Below are 21,445 nucleotides of genomic sequence, written 5' to 3' on the forward strand. Positions count from 1 at the left end.
TCATGAATCTGATCCAGACCCTTGAGCAGGAAGAAATCGCCCGCTTGAACAAGACCATTCCCGTTTACGCTCCCGGCGACACCGTGATCGTCAGCGTCAATGTGGTGGAAGGTACGCGTAAACGTGTGCAGGCTTTTGAAGGTGTGGTGATTGCCAAGCGCAATCGCGGCCTCAATTCCAGCTTTATCGTTCGCAAGATCTCCAACGGCGAAGGCGTGGAACGTACGTTCCAGGTTTACAGCCCGCTGATCGCGAAGATTGAAGTCAAGCGCCGTGGTGATGTGCGTCGTGCCAAGCTGTACTACCTGCGTAGCCGCAGCGGCAAATCCGCACGTATCAAGGAAAAGCTGGGCGCCAAGGCTGCCTAAAAGCACCTCCGCCCTGAAAAGCCGCTCTGTCGAGCGGCTTTTTTTTGCCTGCTAACCTCTCATTCCATGAACAACACCCGGCCCCTGCCGAAGTTTGACCCCCGCAGCATCCCGGTGCTGGGTATTGATGACCATCTGGCGGGCGTCCCTTCTGCGCATCTTTCGCCGGAAGCGCTGCGCCAGCGTTTTCGGCATCCGCCTGTTTGGACTCCCGAACACAGCGTTGAAAAGAAATTTACCGACCGCACGCCTGCGCTGGCTGCGGTGCTGATTCCGCTGGTCATGCGGGACGAGCTGACACTGCTGCTGACGGAGCGGACCACCAACCTGTCCACGCACTCAGGCCAGGTCGCCTTGCCCGGCGGCCGCACGGATGAGGCCGACCGCGATGCAGTGGACACCGCGCTGCGGGAAGCGCACGAGGAGGTCGGCTTGCCGCGCGACCATGTGGAGGTGCTGGGCACCTTGCCGACCTACGTCACCGGCACCGCTTTCATCATCACACCGGTCGTGGCGCTGGTAAAGCCCGGCTTCGTGCTGCAGCCCAACCCCGGTGAAGTCGCAGATGTCTTCGAGGTGCCGCTGGGCTACCTGATGAACCCGGCCAACCATCGCCGCCACGAGATGGAGTTCGACGGCGCCCTGCGCCAATGGCTTTCCATGCCGTACTCAGACCCCTCCATGGAAGGTGATGGCAACGAGGCCAGGGAGCGCTATATCTGGGGCGCGACGGCCGGCATGCTGCGTAATCTCTATCGTTTTCTGGTGGCTTAGTCCACCCCCGTCCAAGCTCACTACGTGTAGCTTGTTCCCCCCTCGAGGGGGCGGCGCCTGCGGTCTGGCAAAGCCAGTCCCGCGGGCCCCCACTGGTGAAATACTCCATCACCGATAGCACCCAAAGAATTCTTCAAGCCAGCATGAGCCGCGGAACCGGCTTTGCCGGGCCGCAGGCGGGCGGCCCCCTCGGGGGGCAGCGACCCACACGCAGTGGGGGAGCGTGGGGGCAGTATGATTCCTCATGAGCTTTTTTGCCGTTTTGTTTGCACTCATCATCGAACAGGCCCGTCCGCTGGCCCGCGGCAACTGGATTCATGCGGGATTCCGGGGCTGGGCGCGCTGGACTAATCGCAGCCTGGATGCCGGCAAACCGCACCATGGCTGGATCGCATGGACGGTCGCCGTGCTGGTGCCGGCGCTGGTCACCTTCCTGATTCACTGGCTGCTGTGGACCATCAATCCCGTGCTGGCTTTTGCGTGGAACGTGGCAATCCTCTATGTCACGCTGGGCTTCCGGCAGTTCAGCCACTACTTCACGGACATACGCGATGCGCTGGATGACGGCGACGAAACGACAGCGCGCGAATTGCTGGCGCAGTGGCGCCAGGTCGATGCGAGCGAGCTTCCGCGCAGCGAAATCGTCCGCCACGTGATTGAATATTCGGTGCTGGCCGCGCACCGCCATGTGTTCGGCGTGCTGGGCTGGTTTTCGGTGCTTGCTGCGCTGGGGCTGGGGCCCGCGGGCGCCGTGCTCTACCGCATGAGCGAGTTCGTTTCACGCTACTGGGCCTATAAAAGAAGGACCGCCGCCGCGGCAGGCGAGGGCGCCAGTACGGCGCTGCAGCTCGCCGCAAGCCGTGCCTGGGGCGTGATCGATTTTGTGCCTGCCCGTGTCACCTCGCTGGGTTTCGCGGTGGTCGGCAGTTTTGAAGACGCCATTGATGCCTGGCGCAACTACACGCACCGGTTTCCGGTTGGCACACCTTCGGCCTCTGAAAACCGCAACGACGGGATCATCCTGGCTGCTACGTCCGGTGCCGTGAACGTGCGCCTGGGCGGCGAAGCGCTCAAGACCACGTTTTCAGCGGACACCTCGCAAAGTTTCCAGGCGGGTGGCCTGGACGCGGAAGACGGCATCGCCACAGAAGCCACGCCTGGCCGTGAACCCGAAGTGGCGCACCTGCGAAGCATCGTGGGGCTGGTGTGGCGTTCCGTGGTCCTGTGGATGGTCTTGCTGGCGCTGCTGACCCTGGCACGCCTGCTCGGATGAGCGGCAGCCCGCCTTCCGCCTTGCCCTTCGGGCAATCCTTCTGGAGCCCTGCGGTGCGCGGTCTTGTGCCGTATGTGCCGGGGGAGCAGCCCGGCGTTGCGGACCTGGTCAAGCTCAACACCAACGAGAACCCTTACCCACCGTCGCCCCGTGTCGTTGCCGCCATCACGGCAGCGGCTCAAAACGGCCTGCAGCTTTATCCCGACCCGCAGGCCAACGCACTCAGGCGGGCGATTGCCGGCTGCCACGGCATAGATCCTGATCAGGTGTTTGCCGGCAATGGTTCGGATGAAGTGCTGGCGCACGCTTTCTGCGCATTTTTCCGCCACGGCCAGCCGCTGTTGATGCCGGATGTCAGCTACAGCTTTTACAAGGTGTACTGTGGGCTCTATGGCATTGAGGCCGGGCTCGTGCCGCTGGATGCGTCTCTGCGCATCAATGTGGCGGATTACACCGCACCATGCGCAGGCGTGGTGATTGCCAACCCGAATGCGCCCACCGGCACCGGGCTGCCACTGGCGCAGATCGAGCAATTGCTGCAGCAACAGCCCGAGCGGGTTGTACTGGTAGACGAGGCCTATGTGGATTTCGGCGGTGAAACCGCCATCGGACTGATTGCGCGCTATCCCAACCTGCTGGTGGTGCACACGCTGTCCAAGTCGCGCTCGCTGGCCGGGTTGCGCGTTGGTTTTGCCGCCGGCCAGCGCCACCTGATCGAAGCCCTTGAGCGCGTGAAAGACAGCTTCAACTCCTATCCGCTGGATCGCCTGGCCATCGCCGGCGCCGTGGCCGCTTACGAGGACCGTGCTTATTTTGAAGCGACCTGCACGGCCGTGATCCAGAGCCGCGATCTGTTAAGCCGGCAGCTGCAAGGCCTGGGCTTTGACGTCTTGCCCTCGCAAGCCAACTTCGTGCTGGCTGGTCATCCTGGCCACGACGCAGCGGCCTTCGCGGTCGGCTTGCGCGAGAAAAACATCCTGGTGCGGCACTTCAGGCAAGCACGCATCGATCAGCATTTACGCATCAGCGTGGGCACACCGGCGCAATGTGAGGCACTGGTGCAGGCCTGCCGCGAGCTGCTCAAGGCCTGACGTTATTGCCCGGCCAGCCGCTGCCCGTCAATTCCGTCAATAGCGGGGTTGCGACAGTTCGGCAAACAATTCGCTATACAAACGATAGCGGCTCGCGCTGATTCCGTCTGGGCTGGGGCCCGATTTGACCTTTGAAATCACGCCACAACCCGGCTCATGCAGGTGGGTGCAGTTGTAGAACTTGCAGTCTTGGGCGTGCGCCTTGAGGTCGGGCATGTAGTTGGCCAGCTGCACTGGGTCAATGTGGTGCAGCCCGAACTCCTGAAAGCCCGGCGAGTCGATCAGCGCAGTGGTCCTCTGGTTGCCCGTGCCGGTATTCACCCAATACAGCGTGGTACTGGTGGTGGTGTGTTTGCCTGAATTCAGGGCCTGCGATATTTCCGCCGTCAGCACCCGTGCATCGGGCACCAGCAGGTTGGTCAGGCTGCTTTTACCGGCACCCGAAGGTCCCAGCACCAGCGTCTTCTTGTCCCGCAACAAATCCGTCAGTTCCTGCAATTCCGGATGCGGGGCATCGGCCGGCCCGCTTGTCGCTGTTTTGGGCTTGATGGCCAGCGAGAGCATTCTGTAGCCCATGGCCCGGTAGGGTGCCAGCTTGGCCCAGGCGCGCCCGAAAGGCTCGGTGAGGTCGCTTTTGTTCAGGGCGATGATGGGGGTGATGCCCTCGGCTTCAGCGGCAATCAACGCGCGGGTCAGCTGGCTTTCCGAGAACTCTGGCTCGGCTGCGATGAGGATCAGCACCTGGTCGAGGTTGGCGGCGAAGGACTTGGTGCGCATCTCATCCTGCCGGTAAAACAGGTTGCTGCGCTCTTCAATTTTCTCGATGGTGCCTTCGTCTTCGGAAGGCAGCCAGCGAATGCGGTCTCCCACCACGGCCTGGCTTTTTTTGCCGCGCGGGTGGCAGATGAGGCGTTCGCCGGTGTCGGTTTCTACCAGCACATGGCGGCCAAAACCCGCCACCACCAGCCCGGGCCGCGTGCCTGCGATGGGCGCGGCGGCAGGGCGTGCCGGTTTGCTCAAGCCAGCAAGGCGTCAACCTTCGACGCACAGAAAAAATCACTGACAGAGACACCATCGACGTCGTGCGTGTTGAAACGCACCGTGCATTTGCCGTAGCTCACGGCCAGGTCGGGGTGATGGTCTTCGGCGTTGGCAATGAAAGCCAGTGCGTTGACGAAGGCGATGGTCTCGTAGTAGTTCTTGAAGCTGTAGGTTTTTTCCAGCGACCCGTCAATCAGGCGCCAGCCCAGGGCCTGCTCGCCATTGAGCTTGCTCAGCTGGGTGACGATTTCCGTGGCGCTCAGGGCGCGGCGGTTTTGGTGGATGGGGTTGCTCATGTCGCGGTGCTTTCAACAGAAGGGATCATGCGGCCCAGCCGTTCGGAGGCGGGCGGATGCGAATAGTAAAACTTCACAAATACCGGGTCGGGCGTGAGGGTGCTGGCATTGTCCTGGTAGAGCTTGAGCAGGGCGCTCTGCAAATCCTTGCCGTCCGTCTGTGCCACGGCATAGGCGTCGGCCTCGAACTCGTGTTTACGCGAGAACTGCGCAAATACTGGCGAGATGAAGAAGCTGAAGAGCGGCACCACCAGCAAAAAGAGCAGCAGCGCCAGCGCGTCGTTGGCGCCGGTGAGGTTGGGCCGCACGCCCAGGCCCGTGTAGAACCACACCTGCGACGACAACCAGCCCAGCAAGGCAAACCCGGCCAGGCTCATGGCAAACATCGAAACGATGCGTTTGATGATGTGCTTGTGCTTGAAATGGCCCAGCTCGTGCGCGAGCACGGCGTCAACTTCACCGGGGTTGAGCTGCTTGAGCAGGGTGTCGTAAAACACCACGCGCTTGGCCGCGCCGAAGCCAGTGAAATAGGCATTGGCGTGGGCCGAGCGTTTGCTGCCGTCCATCACGAAGAGGCCTTTCGCCGCAAAGCCGCAGCGCTGCATCAGGGCCGTCACGCGCGCCTTCAGCGTTTCGTCTTCGAGCGGTTTGAACTTGTTGAACATCGGCGCGACGACGGTAGGGTAGAGCACCAGCACCAGCAGGTTAAAGCCCATCCAGGCGCCCCAGGCCCACAGCCACCACAGGCTTCCCGCGCTGCCCATCAGCCACAGGATGAGCGCCACGATGGGCAGGCCGATGACGATGCCGACCAGCGTCGATTTCACCAGGTCGGCCAGCCAGAGCTTCAAGGTCATCTTGTTGAAGCCGAAACGCTCTTCAATGCGGAAGGTGCTGTAAAGGGTGAAGGGCAGGTCGAGCAAACCGCTGATGAGGCCAAAAGCGGCCAGCAGGATCAGCTGCGGCACCAGCGCGCCCCAGGCGGTCAGGCCGGAACCGGCGATGGCCTGGTTCAGCGCATCGATGCCGCCCAGCAGCGTCCAGCCCAGCAGCACGGCGGCGGCGAAGGCCATCTCCAGCATGCCGAAGCGCGCCTTGGCAATGGTGTAGTCGGCTGCCTTCTGGTGCGCCTGCAGCGAAATCGTGGCCGCAAAAGCGGCGGGCACTGCATCGCGGTTTCGGGCCACATGGCGGATCTGCCGCGAAGCCAGGTAGAACTTCGTGAGCAGCCCCAGCACCAGAAAGGCAGAAAACACCCCGGTGAAAACAAGCGAATAGTCGGTCATGGCTGGCAGTTTAGGCGATCAGCGAGAATCGCAAGATGCCTGAAACTGAACCCCTACTCAAAAAATCAGACCAGAACCTCGTCTGGCTGGACTGCGAAATGACCGGCCTCGACCCGGAAAAAGAGCGCCTGATCGAAATCGCCGTCATCGTCACGGGTCCGCAACTCACGCCGCGCATCGAAGGCCCGGTTCTGGCGATCCACCAGACCGACGAGTTGCTGGACCAGATGGACAACTGGAACAAGGGCACCCACGGGCGCAGCGGCCTGATCGACAAGGTCAAGGCCAGCACTGTGGACGAGGCAGATGCCGAAGCGCAGATTCTGGCTTTTTTGGCCCGATACGTTCCCAAGGGTGTTTCGCCGCTGTGCGGCAACACCATCAGCCAGGACAGGCGCTTCCTGGTCAAGTACATGCCCAAACTCGAAGCCTTCCTGCACTACCGCAACGTTGACGTCAGCACCTTCAAGGAACTGGCCAAGCGCTGGAGTCCCGAGGTTTACAGCGCCTTCAAAAAGCGCCAGAGCCATACCGCCCTGGCCGATGTGCATGAGTCGATTGACGAGCTTGAGCACTACCGGCAACACTTTCTGAAGTGAACGTGGCTTAAGCCTTTTTTGGGATTTGGCGAGGCAGGACGGGCGCAAGAAGCTATTGAAATGATAGCAAATCAGCGTGCATGCGGCTGCGGCAGGAAGCCGCAATGGACTCGTTTGGTCAGGGGGACTGGTAGAAACCCGCAAAGCACGCTATAATCGTGGGCTTGCAGTGCACTGGGTGCCCTGCATTTGTACATCTACCTCACACTTTTGACTCCAATAACGGAGTCACCGCTTCGGGCACATTTCTGCTGCCTGGACCGCATATTCGTTTGATGGTTGATGTTTTATTAACCATGAACGAATCCTCCGCATCGCGGGGGTGAAGTTTCCTGTTCCCTCGCCAAAAGCGTTGCGCACAGGTGATTAGTGAGAAAAACATGACTGACTCTTTTGAGGCTCGTGGCGACGTTTTGCCCGACACAAATATTGATACCGCCGCTGAAGCCGTGATCCACGTGATTCCGGATTTTTCTTCGGACGAGCCTTCGATGGCTCCCACCTCCCTGGAAGCCGTAGTAGCCGAACCCAATGGTTTCGTGAAGCTGGGCCTGGCCAAGGAACTCCTGCAAGCTGTCGCCGACATGGGTTTTACCCAGCCGACGTCCGTGCAGATGGCCACCATCCCCAAGGCCATGCAGGCCCTGGACCACGACGCCAAAAGCGACCCTAAAGCCAAGTTCACCGACCTGCTGGTTTCCAGCCAGACCGGTAGCGGCAAGACCGCCGCCTTCCTGCTGCCTGTGCTGCACACCCTGCTGAAACAGCAGGAAGAAGCCGAGCGTTTTGAGCGCTCCGAATTTGAACGCCTGAGCGCCGAAGCCGTCGCCCGCGGCGAAGCACCGCTGAAAAAACCCAAGCGCAAAGACCCGACCAGCCCGCGCAACTTCAAGGCTGCCACGCCCGGCGCGCTGATTTTGTGCCCAACGCGCGAATTGGCTCAACAGGTTTGCGCCGACGCGATCGACCTGGTTCGCCATTGCCGCGGCCTGCGCATTGCCAACGTGGTCGGCGGCATTCCTTACCAGCTGCAAATTGCCAAGCTGCAAAATGCCGACCTCGTGGTGGCCACCCCCGGCCGCCTGCTCGACCTGCAGCGCAGCATGCAGATCAAGCTGGACCAGGTGCAGTTCCTGGTCGTCGACGAAGCCGACCGCATGCTGGACCTCGGCTTTGCCGATGACCTGACCGAAGTCAACCAGCTCACGATCGAGCGCAAGCAGACCATGATGTTCAGCGCCACGTTTGCGCCGCGCATCATGCAACTGGCCACGCGCGTCATGCGCCAGCCGCAGCGTGTTGAGATCGACTCGCCGCATGAAAAACATGCGTCGATCACCCAGTCGCTGCTGTGGGCCGACAACATGACCCACAAGCGCAAGCTGCTGGATCATTCGCTGCGCGACACCACCATGAACCAGTCGATCGTGTTTGCCTGCACCCAGGTTGAATGCGACGGCCTGGCCAACGACCTGGTACAGGAAGGTTTCAGCGCTGTGGCGCTGCACGGCGCGCTGGGCCAGGGCCTGCGCAACCGCCGCCTGATGGCTTTCCGCGATGGCCGCGTCCAGATCCTGGTCGCGACCGACGTGGCTGCCCGCGGCCTGGACGTTCCGTCGATCACCCACGTGATCAACTACGGCCTGCCGATGAAAGCCGAAGACTATGTGCACCGCATTGGCCGCACCGGCCGTGCCGGCCGCGAAGGCCAGGCGATCACGATTGCCGAATTCCGCGATCGCCGCAAGATCCAGGACATCGAGCACTACATGCAGCAGAACCTCAAGCCCAGTGTGATCGCCGGTCTGGAGCCGCAGCAGCGCTTTGCCCCGACCTCCGACCGCCCCCGCGGCAACTTCGGTGGTGATCGCGGCGACCGCGGTGGCCGCAGCTTCGGCGGCGGCGGTGGTGATCGTGGCGGCTATGCCGGCCGCAAGCCCGCAGGTGGCTTTGGTGGTGGCGCTGGCGGTGGCGGCTTCGGCGCTCCTCGCCACAACGACCGTGACGACCGCGCTCCCTTCCAGGGCCGCGCTCCTGGACCACAGGGTGGCTATGGCGACCGTTCCGGTTTCAATGACCGCGGCCCGCGCCGCCAGGATGACCGCGGCTTCGGCGGCGGCAACAACACCGGTTTCGCCCCGCGTGAAGACCGCAACTTCGCTCCGCGCAACGAAGGCTTTGCTTCCCGCAACGAAGGCTTTGCACCGCGCCCTGACTTTGCCAACCGCAAGCCCGGCGGCTTTGCCAAGCCAGCTGGCAAGGTATTTGTGCCCCGTGATGCGGCCAAGAAGTCCGGCAAGTTTTCCAAGCCAGCGCGTGACTAATCTTTAGCGCCCTCGCTGCGGCAAACAAAGGCCGCTGCAGACACTGTCTGCAGCGGCCTTTTTCATGCCCGCATGGCCCAGAACAGGCGCACCTGCTTTCGCAGCGAGATGTTCAGGCCAGGCCGAACGTTTTCCTCAGGCCTGCTTCGACAGGGCCAGCTGGCATGAAACGGCGCAACCTGGCCAGAAGAGAGGCCTCGCCTTTGGGCGTACGCCGCATTTTCCATGTACCCAAAGCGGCATCGACAATCGTGGTGGCCACCCCGTCGGGCTCCGGCGCTTGATGGACTTTTTCTTTGAATGGCCTGGGCAACGACGCTGCGCTCCTGGTCGTAGGCCGGGATTCTGGAAGCCGTTTGATCGAGTCTTGCAGGCCGATGAAAACCTGCTGCGTGCCTCCGATACGCGGGCACATGCGCAAACGGAATCAGCACGCGCAGCGGTGGCTGCTTTCAAGGCGCTAGGCGGCGGCTGGCAACCCGGCAAACCGGAATCTGTGGCGAGCGGCGCATTTTGAGGCAGATCCACACAGTCAACCAGTTGCGAGTATCGAACAGAGGGGCTTGGCATGTGCTTAGAACACTTATTTGAATATTCTGACATGCCCAGCTATGCTCCAACTTTCAACTGCTTTGGAACACCGATGTTCAGTCACATCACCGTCGGCTGCAGCGATCTTGACATATCCAGTCGCTTCTACGACGCGATTTTGCTGCCGTTGGGCCTCGTCAGGCGTCTGGTCCCGCCCCGTCCTGGGCGACTCTGGTCGTGCTGGATTATGCCCGGGGCGGAGCTACCGCGCTTCTATATATATCTTCCCTACGACGGTAGGCCTTGTACCTCCGGCAACGGAAGCATGGTCGCATTCGTCGCTCCGAATCCCGAATCTGTCGATGCCGCCTACGAGAACGGGATCAAGGAAGGCGGGACTGACGATGGCAAGCCAGGCCCTAGAGACAGGTACGGCGCAGGCTACTACGGTGCGTACATACGCGACCCAGACGGGAACAAGATTCATCTCGTTTATCGAGGAGACCTTCTGCCCCGCGCACCCGATGCGGTCGCCATCAAGTAAACCTCGGGCAGCCATCAGGCAGGCATCAAGGAGCCGCCGTACGTATCGATGGCGCCCAGGGAGAAACATGAAACTTCGCCAGCTCTGTTGCCGCACGTCAATCTGCTGAGCTTCCGAGCAGGCCCGGCCGCTGTCAGCTCATTCCGTTGCGGCTGGCCAGCTCGACAAACAAGCCCGAATGGTCCAGATCGCTCAGGCCATGCTCCATGCCCTCCGCGTAAAGTTGCTCGAACAGGGCGGTGACCGGCGCTTCAAAGCCGATTTCCTGTGCGGTGGCCAACACATTGCGCAGGTCTTTCAGCTGTATCGACAGCCGGGCGCGTGCCGAAAAATCCCGCTCTACCATGCGCTGGCCGTGCACCTGCAAAATGCGGCTGTCGGCAAAGCCGCCGGTAATCGCTTCCTTGACTTTGGCCATGTCGGCCCCGCCGCGCGCGGTGAACAGCAGCGCCTCGGCCACCGCGCCTATGGTGATGCCCACAATCATCTGGTTGGCCAGCTTGGTGAGCTGGCCGCTGCCGTGCGGGCCCACATGCACGGCGTGGCCGAGGTGCGCCAGCACGGGCAGGGCGCGGGCGAAGTCTTCTGCCTTGCCTCCGGCCATGATGGCCAGCGTGCCGCTTTGTGCGCCGCCGGGGCCGCCCGACACCGGTGCGTCCACATGGGCGATGCCCAGTGCACCCAGGCGCGCCGCATGGTCGCGTGCTTCGCGCGGCTGGATGGAGGCCATGTCCAGAAAGAGCGCACCCGGTTTCATCGCGGCGGCCACGCCCTGCGTGAACAGCACGTCTTCCACGACCGGGCCGCTTTCAAGCATGCTGATGACGATGTCGGCTGCGGCCACCGCGGCACTGGTTTGTGTATGTGGCGTGGCGCCTAGCGCCGCCAGCGAGTCGGCCTTGCCCGGCGTGCGGTTCCATGCCTGCAGTGTGTAGCCCGCTTCGCACAGGCGCCTGGCCATGGGCAGGCCCATGATGCCCATGCCCAAAAACGCGATACGGGGCAGGGGCGTGTCACTTGTGATGGTCAATTCATGTCCTCGGAATGGCGTTGAACCATCATGAAGGAACCGGCGGGTAGAAGGCTGTCAGGCAGCTTTCTAGGCGGCTTTTTTCAGCGCCGGCGCAAACATGCTTTCCATCTCCTGGCGCACTTTCCAGGCGTGGGTCGATGTGTCCATCGCCACATCGGCCCAGCTCAGACTCTGGCCTTTCTTGACCGCACGCACGACCTTGACGTTATGCGCCAGGCCCAGCGGCAGCCCGCCCATCTTCATGGAAGTATCGGCCGGCAGCAGCTTGCCCCACACGGTGTAGCCGCCTTCGCCGTCCAGCATGTCACCGGGCTTCAGGTCGCGTTTGGCGGTGGCCACCACGTCGGCGTTCCAGCAGGTCGCCACGCCGGTGGGCTCGCCGCGCAGCGCGACGCTGGCGACCGACACGCCGACTTCCAGCCCGATCAGGTGCCAGCGTTTGTACAAGGTGAAGTAGCGCCCGCTCGGGTCGGTGTGCGCGTTGTATTCCTCAAAGCAGTTCTTGATGTAGTCCGTTTCGGCCTCTACCGTGACCCAGACGCCCATGCGGATGTCATAGGGAATTTTTCGGCCATTGGCTTCGAGTGACGAGATCACTTCGACCATGCCCTTGCGCTCGAGCACGCCACCTTCGCTGATGGGGCGTGTCACGTAGGGAATGTCTTCCACGCTGGCCGGCGGGTAAAGCAGGCCATTGCTGGGCACGGTCAGGCCCGTGGCGTTGGCCACAGCAGTCGATTCGATGGAGGGCTTGGAGCCGTCGAGAAAACTGTTGAACATCTTTGGGTTGAGCCCTCCGCGCGCGGCCTGTTCGGGCGTGAGGCCGTAGTTGCCCCACACGGTTTCGGGTGTTGATTCGCAAAAATGCGGCAGCCATTTGTGGCCGCGTCCTGCCGCCACCACCGGGAAGCCGCAGGTGCGCGCCCAGTCCACCAGGTCGCAGATCAGCGCCGGCTGGTCACCGAAAGCCAGCGAATACACCACGCCGGCCTCTGCGGCCTTGCGCGCCAGCAGCGGGCCGCAAAAGGCATCGGCTTCTACCGTGACGTTGACCACATGCTTGCCGTGTGCAAAGGCTTTCAGGCAATGCTCTACCGCCGCGATCGGATTGCCGGTGCATTCCACAATGATGTCGATCTGCGGATGCGTGACGACCGCCTGCCAGTCGTCGGTGATCCAGGTTGCTCCTGTATTGATAGCTGCTTGCGCAGATTCTGCCTGGGTTACAGCCGGATTCCACCCTACACGGGCGAGGTTGGCGCGCGCTGCGTCGGGTGACAGATCGGCAATCGCCACCAGGTGCACACCCGGTGTGCGCGGCACTTGCGCCAGGTACATGGAGCCGAATTTTCCGGCGCCTATGAGGCCTATGCGCACCGGTTTGCCTTCGGCCGCGCGTTGCTGGAGTTTGGTGTAGAGGTTCATGGATGAGCGGTCTTGCTGATTAATTTCGATAAATCTTGTTTGCTTTTGGACCGAAGACGACGGGGGTTGTCATCTCAGGTAATTCCAACTTGCGCAGTTCGTTAAGGTCTCTGTAATGACTCGTGCTGGATTCCGTGCATTCGATGTATATGGGTTTTTTTTCTCCCACGCGTACTACGACGCCTGCTTCTTTTTCAGGGAATCGCGCAGAGGAAAATTGGTACACGGTGTACGACGCTTGGCCGATTTTGAAATGAAGGTTATCTGCACCTGTCCAACCATTCGGGCTACGTACGGAAAACTGAAACGCTTCCCTGGCGTGCATTTGGGTCGTAGCTGGATATGTCAGCTCGGGAGTCTGACCTAGTTTGCCAAAACGGTATTGCATGTAGGCATTCGCGGATGTCTGGGCAGATGTGCGGCAGATCGACATGTGTTTATCGCTTTTCCCCGCGATTGGGCACGACAACACGACCAGTTCATGCGTTTCGCAATGAGTGCCTGGACCACCGAGTTCCTCCTCGGCAGTTGCGGGTGACGCAATAAATTGGCCAATTCCGAAAGCGATACAAGCCAAGCGATTCATATTCATCATCAGTTCTGCCAATGGTTACGCAGCCAATTTCAGTTCTTCCATCGAGGTTTGCAGCGCGCTCGCCGGCACGCCGTCCTTCCACGGCAGATCCACCGGGTAGTCTTTGAGCAGGCAGTCGTCGGGCAGGCATTCGATCGGCGTGAAGTCGCGGTGCGCGATGTATTCGGGGCGCTTGTGGCGGCGGATGTGGTTGCTGATGGCGCACAGGCTCAGGTAAACGCTTACCCGGTTGAAGGGCGAAAGGTTGCTGCCTGAGGCGTGCACCAGGCAGGAGTGAAAAAGGATCATCGAGCCGGCCGGGCCCTTGGGGCTGACGATGCCGCCTTGCTTTCCACCGGCGCGCTGCACCAGCTGGCGGATCAAATCGTTGTCCACCGTCCAGAGCGGGTAGCTGGTGGTGGTGAGGTCGTGTTTGGCATCGACCACGCCCTTTTTGTGGCTGCCGGGGATGAACATCAGCGGGCCGTTGTGCTCGGTCACGTCGTCCATGAAGATGGCCACGTTCATCGCGCGCTCGGTCGGCATCATGTCGTCGTTGAGCCAGGTGCCGTAGTCCTGGTGCCACTGCCACACGTCGCCTTCAAAAGCCATCTTGCCGTTGATCTTGAACTGGTGCATGTAGAGCTTCTCGCCCAGCAGATCTTCCACCGGCTCGATCATGCGCGGGTGCCGCGCGAGCCGCGCGAAAGGTTCGCTGTACATGTGCGCGGCGAAGTTGGTACGCACCGAGTCCTTGCCCTTTTCGCGCACGTTGTAGTCTTCGCGCCGGCTGTAGAGCTCGGGCACGGCATCGTTGAGCGCCCGGGTTTCTTCGGGTGTGAAGAGACCGGGGAAAAACAGGTAGCCGTCGCGGTCGAATTGCGCAAGTTGCTCCGGGGTCAGTTTCATCGCATGTCTCCTGGTGTGTGTTGTCGGGTGTCAGGGCGCTGCGCGAGCGCCGGTTTGGCTGAGTGCGCTGGACAGCAGGTTTGCCAGGTTGTGGCCCGCTTCCTCGCCATGCTCGCGGATCAGCGCTTCGGCCTGGGTTTCATCACCGGCCGCGATGGCCTCGGCAATGGCTTCGTGCTCATCCCAGATCGATTCGCGCATGGTCGATACCTGCAGCACGGCACCCATGGCGCGGCGGATGTGGTGCCAGTGCAGCTGCGCGCTCTGGGCGATCAGCGGGTTGCCCGACGCGGCGTAAATGGCCGCGTGAAATTGCGCGTCGGCCGCCATCATGGCCTTGACGTCGCCGCCCCGCGCGGCCTTGCGGCCCTGGCTGATCAGTTGCGGGTCGAGCCTGCAGCGGGCTTGCGCGGCCAGCCGGGCGGCCAGCGCATCGAGTGCGCTGCGTACCTGGTAAATCTGCACGAGCCAGGCTACGTCCAGTGGCGCCACCAGCACGCCGCGCCCCGGGGCGTCCAGCACAAAGCCGTCTTTCTTCAGAAGGCGCAAAGCCTGCAGCACCGGCTGGCGCGACACCGCGAGTTGCTCGGCAATGTCTTCCTGCATGATGCGCGCACCCGGCGCCAGCGAACCTTCGCTGATGGCGTCCAGCAGGCTGCGGTAGACCTGGTCGACGAGGTCGGGCGTGGATTCGATTTTGATCAGTTGTTGCGTCATATTCGTACTCTGTATACAGAATACACTGTGATCGAAGACCTGAAATTTCGGGTTTACCCGTAAATGGCTGCGGGCGGCCGGGCTGTGCCAAGATGGCACCCATTGAAGCCGTTTTGACACCTTGAGGAGAAGAACAATGACCCAGCCCGATCCCGCCTGGCTTGACCGCATGTACAACAACCGGGCTCTCGTGCCGGACCACGGGGTGTATTTCACGCGCTGGGCTGACAGCTCGCAAGCCATTCGCAAGCGCGTGCCCTGCCAGATCGATATTCCCTATGGCAACCATGCGGGTGAAATGCTCGACGTGTTTCCGGCGGGTGATTTCGCCACCCATGGCGGCACCCAGGGCCAGGCCGGTGCGCCGGTGCTGGTGTTCATTCACGGCGGGTACTGGCGGTCTCTCGACAAGGCTGACCATTCCTTTGTGGCGCCGGCCTTTACGCAGGCCGGCACCTGCGTCGTGGTGCCGAACTATGCGCTGTGCCCCGCGGTGACCATTCCCCAGATCACGATGCAGATGGTGGCGGCGCTGGCCTGGACCTGGCGCCACATTGCCCGCTACGGCGGGGATCCGTCCCGCATCACGGTGGTAGGCCATTCAGCCGGCGGACACCTGGCTGCCATGTTGATGGCGTGCGACTGGCAGGCCTATGCCCGCGACCTGCCGGCAGACCTTTTGAAAAATGCCCTGTCGATTTCAGGCCTGTACGACCTTGAACCCATGCGCCACACGCCTTTCCTGAAGGATTCGCTGAAACTCACGCCTGAACAGGTGCTCAAGGCCAGCCCGGCCCTGCTGCCGGCGCCGGGCCGCGGTACCTTGTACAGCGTGGCGGGTGCCGACGAAAGCGCGGAGTTTCTGCGCCAGAACGTGTCGATCCAGCAAGCCTGGGGCGCCGGGGTGGTGCCGGTTTGCGAGTCCCATCTGGGGCGAAACCATTTCAGCATCCTGGAGGCGCTGACGGAGCCGTCTCACCGCCTGCACCAGCTTGCATTGCAACTGCTGGCGGGTAGCCGGTCCTAGATATCGACGTCGTACTCCAGCACCACGTCGGACGCCGGCAGGCCGCCCCGGATCGCCCAGTTTTCGCGTGACGCCTCACGCAGCAGCACTTTCACGTGGTCTGCGGGAATGCCGCACAGGCCGAGCTTTTGCACGATGGCCTGGTACAGGGCGCGTTTTGTTTCCAGGGATCGCCCGACGAAACAGTCGATCGTCACCAGCGTGTAGCGGTCGCCTTTGTCGGGCGGCGCACGAAAGCGCTGCGGCTCATGGACAACCAGCCGGATGGAGGTCGTCCAGAGCGGCACCTTCAGCGCAGAGGTCAACGCCTCCTGGACGGCGTCCATGAGGGCTGCTTCTTCTTCGCCGGAATAGGGCCGGCGTACTTCAATGGCTGCGGTGGGCAAGGGGAGTGGGTCTCTTCAGGAACAAGGCTTATTGTCGCCGGAGCCGGCCTCGCTACTATTTGTTACCGCCGGCCTACATCAGCAGGTGTTCACCCGCGTTGTCGCCGCCCAGGGTCACATAGTTGACCTTGCGGATGTCCAGCAGCTTCGTGCCGCCGGCGTAGCTGATGGAGCTCTGGATGTCTTCTTCCATCTCGCGCAAGGTATCGGCCAGCGTGCCCTTGACCGGCTCCAGGATGCGCTTGCCTTCGACGTGCTTGTACTCGCCCTTGTTGAAGTCCGAGGCGCTGCCGTAGTATTCCTTGAAGAGCTTGCCGTCCACTTCGACGGTCTTGCCCGGGCTTTCTTCCAGGCCCGCCAGCATGGAGCCGATCATCACCATGGTCGCGCCAAAGCGCACCGACTTGGCGATGTCGCCGTGCTCGCGAATGCCACCGTCGGCAATGATGGGTTTGGTCGCCACGCGAGCACACCACTTGAGCGCCGACAGTTGCCAGCCGCCGGTGCCGAAACCGGTTTTCATCTTGGTGATGCAGACCTTGCCGGGGCCGATGCCGACCTTGGTCGCGTCGGCGCCCCAGTTTTCCAGATCGATCACCGCTTCGGGCGTGCCCACGTTGCCGGCGATCACGAAGGATGCCGGCAGCTTCTGCTTGAGGTAGGCGATCATCTTCTGCACCGTGTCGGCATGGCCGTGCGCGATGTCGATGGTGATGTAGTCGGGCACCAGGCCCTCGGCGGCCAGGCGGTCCACCGTGTCGTAGTCTGGTTTTTTCACGCCCAGGGATATCGAGGCGTAGGCGTCGCGGGCTTTCATGTCTTTCACGAACTGCACGTTGTCCAGGTCGAAGCGGTGCATCACGTAGAAGTAGCCATTCTTTGCCATCCAGGCGCAGATCTCCTCATTGATGACCGTCTTCATGTTGGCCGGCACCACCGGGATGCGAAAGCTGCGGCCGCCCAGCGTCGCGCTGGCGTCGCACTCAGAACGGCTTTCCACGCGGCATTTGCGCGGCAGCAGCAGAATGTTGTCGTAGTCGAAGATTTCCATGATTCCCAAGCCTTTGAAAAAACTGTTGAAGAACAGAAGGCGCTTGGACTGGACCGGCTTGCTGGCAGGCGCTTGCGTGGGCAAGGCTGAAACAAAAAACCGGGCGCAATTGCTTGGGCCCGGTGATTGATTTTATGCGCCTCTCAAGCGGGCGTTACCCTGCAAAGCGGTATAGCCTTTATATGCATAGTGGCATCTTGTGTTTGAAGCGAGGCGTCAGCGCACTTCGACCTCGGCCACGCGCACGGTTTCCTGGCCGCGCGCCAGGCGCAAGGTCGTCCACTCATCACGTGCCTGCGGCGTGCCGAACCCGGTGGTAACGCGCACCATCACCGTGGTGCCAGCCGACAGCACCTGCTGGCGGTGACCGTAGAACTGCGCCTCCACGCTGTACTTGCCGGCTTTGGCGGTCTTTAGCGAAAACTCCTCCGGCCCGTAGCCACCCCTGGCGTCGGGGCTCATCGCGCCGCCCTGATGGGTCAGCCGATTCGCATAGCTGGCCCTTTCACCGTTCGGGTCGCTCACCCACATGTCGATGTCCGTGTCGTCGGTATCCCAGGCCATGACCACACGCAAGGCCAGCGGCAGGTTGCGGCGAAGGCGCGTGTCCACAAGGCTCATGTCCAGCGCCGGCTGGCCGCTGGCGACGGGCTGGGCGGCAATCGCGTTGAGTTCAGCCAGCGCAATCATGTTGATGCCGGCGAAGCGGCCGTTCCAGGGCTGCGACACCACTTCCCACAAGGCGTTGACGGCGCGCTGCGGCTGGCCGCTCTCGGCCAGCGCCAGGCCCAGGTCGCGCCAGGACTGCGGCTCATTGGGCGCCAGTTCGCTGATGCGTTCGAACACCGGCACGGCCAGGTCGTTGCGGCGCGCCTGCACCAGGCGGTAGGCGTAAAGGCGTAGCAGCTGGCGGTTCTCCAGGTTCATCTCCGCGAGGTTGGAGAGCACGCGCAGCCCCAGCTCGGGCAGGCCGCGGTCAAAGAACACGCCCGCTGCATCCATGTAGAAAGAGCTGCTGCTGAGGTAGGCGGCGCGTTCGTCGAGATAGACGCGGTAGAGCTCGTCCTTGCCGGCATTCTGCAGGCGCTTCATGTAGGGCGCGTCGGGCACCCAGGCCTGCAGCGCGATGGTGGCTACGGGCGCGGCGGCAACCGCCTTGGCACTGCGTTTGTCCATGACGTCGGAGCGTGCTTCGGCCATTACGGCCGGTGCGGCTGCGGGGGCTGCAGCGGCAGGGGCAGCAGGGGCGAAGGAAAGTGGTGCTGCGGGTGCGCCCTGGGCTTGCTCGCGCGACCGTGCTGTGCCGGCCAGACTGCCGAGGCCGCCCTGGCTGATGTGCTTCTCGGCCTTGGGCTCCGCATGTTTGGGTGCTTCCTTGGGAAAGTCCCTGCCCCACCAGCGCTGCTTCTCGTCAAACTGCCTCACCATGGCCTCAATGTGTGACTGCCGCGTCTGCGCGGCCTGTGCGAGTTGTTGCTGGCCCAGCCGCGCCACTTCATCCGCCAGCTCGGGCGGGGCCGGGAGGTTGTAGCGTGCATAGTCGGTGGCCAGCTCCAGCACGATCAGCGAGCTGTTGGGGCCCACGACGCCGTGCGCCGCCGCGATGCGCTGAAGTTCTGCGCTGTGCAGGCCGGCATTTTCAGCCAGCTCGGCGCTGCGCCATTGGGCCCACTGCTGGCCGGGCCAGTGGCCGCTGACCGGCTTGGCGCTGACCTGCAGCGCCAGTGTGCGCTTGCGGCCGTCCGGGTGCGCCAGCGTGATGTCGATGCGGGCGGTGCTGTCCAGCAGCTCGCCTGCCACCGAGACGCGGCCCTGGCTGATCCGTGTTGTCGGCGTCACGAGTTGCCGCGCGGACAGGCTGTCCAGCTTCTCAATGCGCCAGCCGTGCATCAGCATGGCTTGCGCGCCCTCTTCGGGCGATTGCAGCGCAGCATCGACCAGCGCACCGCCGGTGCGGTCGGCCAGCCTGGCCAGGCGCGCCATGTCGGCGGAGGCTGCGCCGTTGATCACCATCACCGGTGCCGTGTGGGTGTAGCGAATGAGTTTTTTACCGTCCGTCATCAGGCCGTCGGTCACCATCAGGGTGGTGTCCACGTCGGCGGGAATGGGCAGGTCGTCAAAATTGCTGGAGCCGTCGAAGGGCTCTGCGCGCAATGCATCGGCCAGTTCACCGAAGCGGCCCGGCGTAACGGTGAAGCTGCGCACAGCCTCGGCCTTGTTACGCACCACGAGCAGGCTGAGCTTGACGGGCTTGCCCAGCTTGCGGAAGTAAGCCTCCAGCACCGGCAGCACCCGGGCCTGCGCGGCGGCCGAAGCCGATGCGTCCCACACCAGTGCGATGTGTGCAGGGGCGGGCCGTCTCACCAGCTCATCGCGCACGTCGAGTTGCCCGGCAAAGAACGGCTTGCCGGCGGATTCACCGACCATGACCTGCGGCTTGCCGGTGCGGCGCAGCGCCACCTGAAGCCAGCCCGCAGGGCCCTGGGGCGCCTGCCAGTGCGTTTTTTGCAGGGCCAGTTCTGTGCCGGTGGCGCTGGCGTTCAGCTCGGTGCCGGCGGGCGCCTGCAGCAGTTCCACGTCCCGGTGGGCTGCGCCATGGGCGCGCACCTTCACCTGCAATTGGCCCACGCTTGACGCGAACACCAGCGGCACCCTCAGTACACCCGCATCGCGCTGGCGCGGCAGGGTCTCGTTGAATGTGATGAGCACGCGGCGCTCCCCCTGGGCCGGGATGGGATAAACGCGCAGCTTGTACTGGTTGCCGGCGGCGGCTTCCAGCAGGCCCGGGTCTACGCGCCGGCGGCGTATGTCTTCAAAGATCTCCTGTCCTTTGGCCTTGGGTACAGGCACTGCGTCGCGCAATTGGCCGTTGATATCCAGCGCGAAGCCGGTCACGACCTGGCCCTCCTGCAGTGGGAACTGCAGCTCGCCTTCGAGCACGCGGGGGTTGGGGTTGAAAAGGCGCAGCTCGACGCTGGTGCGGGCCTGGTCGCCGAACAGATCGACTTCGATGGAAACGGCCCGCAGCTGGATGGGCTGGCCCGCATGGTTCACAGCGATGACCGGCGGCCGCCAGTCGGGCGGCGGCGCGAACTTTCCGTTGGGGAAAGGCTGCGGCATCGGGCTGAGCGCCAGCGCCTGCAGGCTGAAGCAGGCTGCGGCGGTGGCCTGAAGGAGGCGGGCGGCAGTCAGCCGGGTGAATCCCGTGAAGCCGTGAAAACCGTTTGGCATGAAAACCCCTTTTGTTGTTGGCGATGCACCGTGAAACGGCGCACGCAACACAAAGGGGTTAAATGGCGCGAAATATTTTTAAGGCACGCAGCGCGACTGCGCCGCGGCCACCACCAGGCCTTTTTCGTTTTCCACCCAGCCCACCACGTGCATCCGGTCCGGGTTGGCGCCCTCCGCAATGCTCATGGAGCGTGCATCAAAGAACCGGTTTTGCTCTGTTTTTGATAGCTGCTTGCGCCCGTTCCAATTGGTCTGGAGCACGTTTCGAATCAAATTCCGCTCGACCGGGGAACCTTCGGTGCCGGCCGGCAAGGTTTCGACCAGGGCAAGCCAGGCTGTCCATTGGCGGCCCTTTGCGGCGGCCGGGATGGGCTTGAGCTCGATGGAAGTGCCCAGGTAGCCGCTGAGCGGCAGACCATGCGCGACACGCAGGGTGGCGCCCTTGATGGCTTTGATGGGCGAGGTGGTGGCCAGGCTCTGTGCGGGCACGGCCTGGCGCAGCGCCTCCAGCCGTTGCAATCCTTCGCTTGCGGCGACGGCGGACAGCGGGGCGTCGCTGCCCTTGTCGCCCGGAACTACCCAATCCAGCGCAACCTGGCCGGCCGTGGCTTGCGGAGTGGCCGGGTCGGCCCAGCAGGTGTCGCAGTTGGCATTGATAAAACGCTCAAGCAGCATCACCGGCCGGCCCTGGCCGTCGCTGGAGCAGGACGACTGCGCACGCGCCATGCCGGCAAAACCGAGGCCCACCGCCAAAAGGCTGGCGGCCAGCCAAGCAGGCCCTGATGGGCCCAAACCTGTAGTCATGAAAACCCCAAATATGGCTATGTTCGCAGAAGCTGCGGCCGGGCGGGGATTTACGGGTTTCCCGGTCGCAGTCCGGCGTATACCCGGCGGGTGCAGAAGAAACTGAACCATACAATTTCAAAAGAGGCAAAGTTGAACGCGCGGCGCGAGCGGTGTTACCC

20 protein-coding genes and 2 pseudogenes are annotated in these 21,445 nt (G+C 62.7%); 9 read left to right on the forward strand and 13 right to left on the reverse strand.

The genetic code is table 11. From position 1 onward, the window contains the following. Window positions 1-2: 2 nt before the first annotated feature. The 4 genes from rplS (at window position 3) to hisC (ending at window position 3,506) form a co-directional block, all read left to right on the forward strand. Window positions 3-368, forward strand: a complete 366-nt coding sequence (rplS, locus tag AC1D13_RS06710) for a 50S ribosomal protein L19 (protein WP_077595343.1) — start codon at window positions 3-5, stop codon at window positions 366-368. Between the two features lie 66 nt (window positions 369-434). Continuing rightward, entirely contained in the window at window positions 435-1,142 is a 708-nt protein-coding gene (locus AC1D13_RS06715; RefSeq protein WP_477689233.1) for a CoA pyrophosphatase, read from the forward strand. A gap of 244 nt (window positions 1,143-1,386) precedes the next feature. Beyond that, a complete protein-coding gene (locus AC1D13_RS06720) occupies window positions 1,387-2,415 on the forward strand; it encodes a CobD/CbiB family protein (protein WP_457279969.1) in 1,029 nt (342 codons plus the stop codon). Next, window positions 2,412-3,506 carry a histidinol-phosphate transaminase gene (hisC, locus tag AC1D13_RS06725; RefSeq protein ID WP_477685114.1) on the forward strand — a complete coding sequence of 365 codons (1,095 nt, stop codon included), beginning with the start codon at window positions 2,412-2,414 and terminating at the stop codon, window positions 3,504-3,506. The genes AC1D13_RS06720 and hisC overlap by 4 nt, the downstream gene beginning before the upstream one ends. A 36-nt stretch (window positions 3,507-3,542) precedes the next feature. On the opposite strand, the gene rsgA is transcribed toward hisC, so the two are convergent. The 3 genes from rsgA to AC1D13_RS06740 are packed head-to-tail and all read right to left on the reverse strand — an operon-like array spanning window position 3,543 to window position 6,129. Then, window positions 3,543-4,526: a ribosome small subunit-dependent GTPase A gene (rsgA, locus tag AC1D13_RS06730; RefSeq protein WP_477685115.1), complete on the reverse strand. Its 984-nt coding sequence runs from the start codon at window positions 4,524-4,526 to the stop codon at window positions 3,543-3,545. Continuing rightward, a complete protein-coding gene (locus AC1D13_RS06735; RefSeq protein WP_436157846.1) occupies window positions 4,523-4,843 on the reverse strand; it encodes a 4a-hydroxytetrahydrobiopterin dehydratase in 321 nt (106 codons plus the stop codon). The genes rsgA and AC1D13_RS06735 overlap by 4 nt, the downstream gene beginning before the upstream one ends. Beyond that, window positions 4,840-6,129 (reverse strand): M48 family metallopeptidase, encoded by a 1,290-nt coding sequence (locus AC1D13_RS06740; RefSeq protein WP_477689234.1) that lies wholly within the window; start codon window positions 6,127-6,129, stop codon window positions 4,840-4,842. Before AC1D13_RS06740 ends, AC1D13_RS06735 begins: the two co-directional genes overlap by 4 nt. 35 nt (window positions 6,130-6,164) lie before the next feature. Between AC1D13_RS06740 and orn the strand changes: the two genes are divergently transcribed. Together orn and AC1D13_RS06750 are read left to right on the forward strand one after the other, a co-directional pair. After that, window positions 6,165-6,728, forward strand: coding sequence for an oligoribonuclease (gene orn, locus AC1D13_RS06745; protein WP_457279974.1), 564 nt, complete (start codon window positions 6,165-6,167; stop codon window positions 6,726-6,728). Between the two features lie 380 nt (window positions 6,729-7,108). After that, window positions 7,109-9,052 (forward strand): DEAD/DEAH box helicase, encoded by a 1,944-nt coding sequence (locus tag AC1D13_RS06750; RefSeq protein ID WP_457279975.1) that lies wholly within the window; start codon window positions 7,109-7,111, stop codon window positions 9,050-9,052. 112 nt (window positions 9,053-9,164) lie between these two features. Here the strand turns inward: AC1D13_RS06750 and AC1D13_RS06755 are convergent. Continuing rightward, window positions 9,165-9,396, reverse strand: a pseudogene (locus tag AC1D13_RS06755) (oxidoreductase); the annotation flags it as partial. Window positions 9,397-9,416: 20 nt separating this feature from the next. On the opposite strand from AC1D13_RS06755, the pseudogene AC1D13_RS06760 reads away from it, so the two are divergent. Then, window positions 9,417-9,569, forward strand: a pseudogene (locus tag AC1D13_RS06760) (TolC family protein); the annotation flags it as partial. Between the two features lie 126 nt (window positions 9,570-9,695). After that, window positions 9,696-10,127 (forward strand): VOC family protein, encoded by a 432-nt coding sequence (locus tag AC1D13_RS06765; protein WP_431095608.1) that lies wholly within the window; start codon window positions 9,696-9,698, stop codon window positions 10,125-10,127. A 133-nt stretch (window positions 10,128-10,260) separates the two neighbouring features. Here AC1D13_RS06765 and AC1D13_RS06770 read toward each other — a convergent pair whose 3' ends face one another. The 5 genes from AC1D13_RS06770 to AC1D13_RS06790 form a co-directional block, all read right to left on the reverse strand. Beyond that, entirely contained in the window at window positions 10,261-11,157 is an 897-nt protein-coding gene (locus AC1D13_RS06770) for an NAD(P)-dependent oxidoreductase (RefSeq protein ID WP_477689235.1), read from the reverse strand. Window positions 11,158-11,226: 69 nt separating this feature from the next. Then, a complete protein-coding gene (locus tag AC1D13_RS06775) occupies window positions 11,227-12,585 on the reverse strand; it encodes an NAD(P)H-dependent oxidoreductase (RefSeq protein WP_477689236.1) in 1,359 nt (452 codons plus the stop codon). A 19-nt stretch (window positions 12,586-12,604) separates the two neighbouring features. Continuing rightward, window positions 12,605-13,180, reverse strand: coding sequence for a hypothetical protein (locus tag AC1D13_RS06780; RefSeq protein ID WP_457279978.1), 576 nt, complete (start codon window positions 13,178-13,180; stop codon window positions 12,605-12,607). Between the two features lie 15 nt (window positions 13,181-13,195). Continuing rightward, a complete protein-coding gene (locus AC1D13_RS06785; RefSeq protein ID WP_457279979.1) occupies window positions 13,196-14,068 on the reverse strand; it encodes a phytanoyl-CoA dioxygenase family protein in 873 nt (290 codons plus the stop codon). 30 nt (window positions 14,069-14,098) lie between these two features. Then, complete coding sequence (locus tag AC1D13_RS06790) at window positions 14,099-14,785, reverse strand: GntR family transcriptional regulator (protein ID WP_477689237.1); 687 nt, start codon at window positions 14,783-14,785, stop codon at window positions 14,099-14,101. Window positions 14,786-14,921: 136 nt separating this feature from the next. On the opposite strand from AC1D13_RS06790, the gene AC1D13_RS06795 reads away from it, so the two are divergent. Further along, a complete protein-coding gene (locus tag AC1D13_RS06795) occupies window positions 14,922-15,812 on the forward strand; it encodes an alpha/beta hydrolase (RefSeq protein ID WP_457279981.1) in 891 nt (296 codons plus the stop codon). Here the strand turns inward: AC1D13_RS06795 and AC1D13_RS06800 are convergent. From AC1D13_RS06800 to AC1D13_RS06815, 4 genes are all read right to left on the reverse strand, one after another. Next, complete coding sequence (locus tag AC1D13_RS06800; protein ID WP_457279982.1) at window positions 15,809-16,198, reverse strand: tautomerase family protein; 390 nt, start codon at window positions 16,196-16,198, stop codon at window positions 15,809-15,811. The two genes, AC1D13_RS06795 and AC1D13_RS06800, sit on opposite strands and share 4 nt — an antisense overlap. Window positions 16,199-16,271: 73 nt before the next feature. Next, window positions 16,272-17,249, reverse strand: a complete 978-nt coding sequence (locus tag AC1D13_RS06805; protein WP_457279983.1) for a GMP reductase — start codon at window positions 17,247-17,249, stop codon at window positions 16,272-16,274. A 216-nt stretch (window positions 17,250-17,465) separates the two neighbouring features. Further along, window positions 17,466-20,480: a VIT domain-containing protein gene (locus AC1D13_RS06810; protein ID WP_477689238.1), complete on the reverse strand. Its 3,015-nt coding sequence runs from the start codon at window positions 20,478-20,480 to the stop codon at window positions 17,466-17,468. A gap of 78 nt (window positions 20,481-20,558) precedes the next feature. Next, the gene (locus AC1D13_RS06815; RefSeq protein WP_477689239.1) at window positions 20,559-21,284 is read right to left on the reverse strand and encodes a hypothetical protein; all 726 of its coding nucleotides are present in this window, start codon (window positions 21,282-21,284) and stop codon (window positions 20,559-20,561) included. Between the last annotated feature and the right edge of the window lie 161 nt (window positions 21,285-21,445).

The organism is Polaromonas sp. P1_E12 (assembly GCF_056405975.1).